This is a genomic window from Streptomyces sp. ADI95-17 (assembly GCF_003846175.1).
Taxonomy (GTDB): Bacteria; Actinomycetota; Actinomycetes; order Streptomycetales; family Streptomycetaceae; genus Streptomyces; species Streptomyces sanglieri.
In genome coordinates this window covers 690667-694412 of the sequence record NZ_ML123050.1, presented here as the reverse complement: position 1 = coordinate 694412, position 3746 = coordinate 690667, and the positions used below count along the sequence as shown (strand labels likewise).

Annotated in this window: 3 protein-coding genes; 2 read left to right on the top strand and 1 reads right to left on the bottom strand. The window is 70.9% G+C overall.

Translation table 11 applies throughout. The features are described 5' to 3' along the window. Positions 1-210, top strand: a 210-nt coding sequence (locus EES42_RS45735; RefSeq protein WP_124722229.1) for an LAETG motif-containing sortase-dependent surface protein, incomplete at its 5' end; no start/stop codon positions are given. 25 nt (positions 211-235) lie between these two features. Here the strand turns inward: EES42_RS45735 and EES42_RS33880 are convergent. Next, the gene (locus EES42_RS33880; RefSeq protein WP_124722028.1) at positions 236-1165 is read right to left on the bottom strand and encodes a TIGR03619 family F420-dependent LLM class oxidoreductase; all 930 of its coding nucleotides are present in this window, start codon (positions 1163-1165) and stop codon (positions 236-238) included. Positions 1166-1473: 308 nt separating this feature from the next. Between EES42_RS33880 and EES42_RS33875 the strand changes: the two genes are divergently transcribed. After that, positions 1474-3696 (top strand): NADP-dependent isocitrate dehydrogenase, encoded by a 2223-nt coding sequence (locus EES42_RS33875; protein ID WP_124722027.1) that lies wholly within the window; start codon positions 1474-1476, stop codon positions 3694-3696. Positions 3697-3746: the final 50 nt, after the last annotated feature.

Here is a 3746-nt window from a genome sequence, read left to right as displayed (position 1 = left end):
GGCGCGCCGAAGACCGCCGGTGCGGCCGCCGGACCCGAGGCCAACGGGGGTGACGGCACCACCGGACAGGTCCCGGACGCCGAACTCGCCGAGACCGGCGGCGACAGCAACACGCCCTACATCGCCATCGCCGGGGCCGCCGTACTGTCGATCGGCGCGACGGCAGTGATCACTGCCGGCCGCCGCCGCGCACGGGCGGCCGGCCGGTAGGGGCCGGTCCACCCGCTCCTTCGCGTCAGACGCCCGCGGCCCGCGCCGCCTCGTACACCTCGGCGGCCACGTCGATCAGCTCCGAGGCGTCGCGCGTCGTGCCCTGAAGATCCAGCAGGATCTCCGGAACCCCCGTCCCCGCATGCGCCACCAGGTCCTCGACGATCTGGGCCACACTGCCGTGGAAGGGGGTACGGTCCGCACCCGCGACCGGTTCGGCGGTGTACCTGGCATTGGCGCGGGCACAGACGCCGACCGGACGCTCCCGGCCCCGCTCGGCCGCCAGATCCTGGACCCGCTTCCACTGCTCGGCCAGCTGCGCGGCGCCATTGGCCACCGGCATCCAGCCGTCCGCCCGGTCGACCAGGCGGCGGGTGGCCCGGGGGCTGTTCGCCGGCAGATAGACCGGGATGGGGCGCACCGGCTTCGGGCCGACCTCGGACGGGGCGATGGTCGTGAGCTCGCCCTCGTACGAGACCGGGTCCGGGCCCCACACGGCCGCGCACACGTCCAGCAGCTCGTCCAGCACCGCGCCGCGCTTCTCGAAGGGGGCGACCGAGGCGGCCGCGTACTCGTCCAGGGACCAGCCCGTGCCGATGCCCGCGACCACCCGGCCGCCGCTCGCCACATCGAGCGAGGCGAGCGAGCGGGCCAGCTGGAACGGCACGTGCAGCGGCGCGACCAGGACGCTGGTGCCCAGCCGGGCCCGGCCCGTCGCCGCGGCGGCGAGTGCGAGCGTGATCAGCGGGTCGGCGACACTGCGGTACTGCTCGGGCCAGGGCAGGCCCGGAACGCCGTACAGCCCCTGCGTGGCGGGCTCGGGAAAGATGATCCGCTCGAAGACCCACAGGCTCTCGTAGCCGGTCTCCTCCGCCGCGCGCGCCACGGCGGCCACATCGCGGCCGATGTCGTACTGCTTCATCTGCGGAAGACCGAGACCCAGCGAGACCGGCATGTGTGCACTCCTTCTGGTGAGCAGTGGGACAACCACCGTATGACACCTGCCCATTGCCCGTGCAGCATCCGCCGGGGAGCGCTGCCGGGCGCGGCCGCGGACCGTGGGGCGGGGGGTGTGTACATGGCGACCAGGGTGTACGTCGACGGGCGGCAACCGGGCCGGGGCTGGGGCGCATGCGCGATGTGTGGCCGCGGCGACACGCTTCGCCGGGTTCGTCGACGTGAAGGCAGGGCCCTGTCGAGGACGGGGCGATCACGAGATATCTTGATGTCAAGCAATGTTGCAGACGTGGAGCGGAGCACAGGGTGACTGACTCGACCATCATCTATACACACACCGACGAGGCCCCGGCCCTGGCGACGTATTCGTTCTTGCCCGTGATCCAGGCGTACGCCTCGACGGCCGGGGTCAATGTCGAGAGCCGTGACATCTCGCTGGCCGGACGCATCATCGCCAGCTTCCCCGAGCGTCTCGAAGAGGGGCAGCGCATCGACGACGCGCTCGCCGAGCTCGGTGAGCTGGCCAAGCGTCCCGAGGCCAACATCATCAAGCTTCCGAACATCTCGGCCTCGATCCCGCAGCTCAAGGCGGCCATCGCCGAGCTGCAGGCGCAGGGCTACGCGCTCCCGGACTACCCGGACGACCCGCAGACCGACGAGGACAAGGACGTCCGCGCGCGCTACGACAAGGTCAAGGGCAGCGCGGTGAACCCCGTCCTGCGCGAGGGCAACTCCGACCGCCGCGCCCCCGCCTCGGTCAAGAACTACGCCAAGGCGCACCCGCACCGCATGGGCAAGTGGAGCGCCGACTCGAAGACGAACGTCGCCACCATGGGCGTCGACGACTTCCGTTCCACCGAGAAGTCCACGGTCATCACCGAGGACGGTTCGCTGCGCATCGAGCTCGCGGGCGACGACGGCACCACCACCGTGCTGCGCGAGTCGGTACCGGTGCTCGCGGGCGAGGTCGTCGACGCGGCGGTCATGCGCGTCGCGGCCCTGCGCGAGTTCTTCACCGCGCAGGTCGCCCGCGCCAAGGCCGAGGACGTGCTGTTCTCCGTCCACCTCAAGGCCACCATGATGAAGGTCTCCGACCCGATCATCTTCGGCCACGTGGTCCGCGCCTTCTTCCCGAACACCTTCGCCAAGTACGGCGAGGCGCTCGTGGCCGCCGGCCTGTCCCCGAACGACGGCCTCGGCGCCATCCTCAAGGGCCTGGACTCGGTGCCGCACGTCGGCGCCGAGATCAAGGCGTCCTTCGAGGCCGAGCTGGCCGAGGGCCCCGCGCTGGCCATGGTCGACTCGGACAAGGGCATCACCAACCTGCACGTGCCGAGCGATGTCATCGTCGACGCCTCCATGCCGGCCATGATCCGCACCTCCGGTCACATGTGGGGCCCGGACGGCCAGGAGGCCGACACCCTCGCGGTGCTGCCGGACAGCAGCTACGCGGGCGTCTACCAGGTCGTCATCGACGACTGCCGCGCCAACGGCGCCTTCGACCCGTCGACCATGGGCTCGGTGCCGAACGTCGGCCTCATGGCGCAGAAGGCCGAGGAGTACGGCAGCCACGACAAGACCTTCGAGATCCCCACCACCGGCACGGTGCGGGTCGTCGACGGCAACGGTGACGTCGTGCTGGAGCAGGCCGTCGGCGCCGGCGACATCTTCCGCATGTGCCAGGCCAAGGACCTGCCGATCCAGGACTGGGTCAAGCTCGCCGTCACCCGCGCCCGCGCCACCGGCGTCCCGGCCGTGTTCTGGCTGGACGAGGACCGCGCCCACGACGCGCAGCTGATCACCAAGGTCAAGAAGTACCTCGCCGACCACGACACGGACGGCCTGCAGATCGAGATCATGTCGCCGGTCGAGGCGACCGCGTTCTCTCTGGAGCGCATCCGCCGCGGTGAGGACACCATCTCGGTCACCGGCAACGTGCTGCGTGACTACCTGACCGACCTGTTCCCGATCCTGGAGCTGGGCACGAGCGCGAAGATGCTCTCCGTCGTCCCGCTCATGAACGGCGGCGGCCTGTTCGAGACGGGCGCAGGCGGCTCCGCGCCCAAGCACGTCCAGCAGCTGGTCAAGGAGAACTACCTGCGCTGGGACAGCCTGGGCGAGTTCTTCGCGCTCGCGGCCAGCTTCGAGCACCTGGCGACGACCACGGGCAACGCACGCGCCCAGATCCTCGCCGACACCCTCGACCGCGCGACCGGCACCTTCCTCAACGAGGACAAGTCGCCGAGCCGCAAGCTGGGCGGCATCGACAACCGCGGCAGCCACTTCTACCTGGCGCTCTACTGGGCCCAGGAGCTGGCGCAGCAGACCGACGACGCGCAGCTCGCGCAGGCGTTCGCCGCGCTCGCGAAGACGCTGGGCGAGCAGGAGCAGACCATCGTCGACGAGCTGATCGCGGTGCAGGGTTCGCCGGCCGAGATCGGTGGCTACTACCAGCCCGACCCGGCCAAGGCCTCCGCCGTCATGCGCCCGTCGGAGACCTTCGTCCAGGCGATCGCCTCCATCGGCTGACGAGACACCGCGGAGAGGGGGCGCGACCAGGCGCCCCCGCCCCTCCCCCC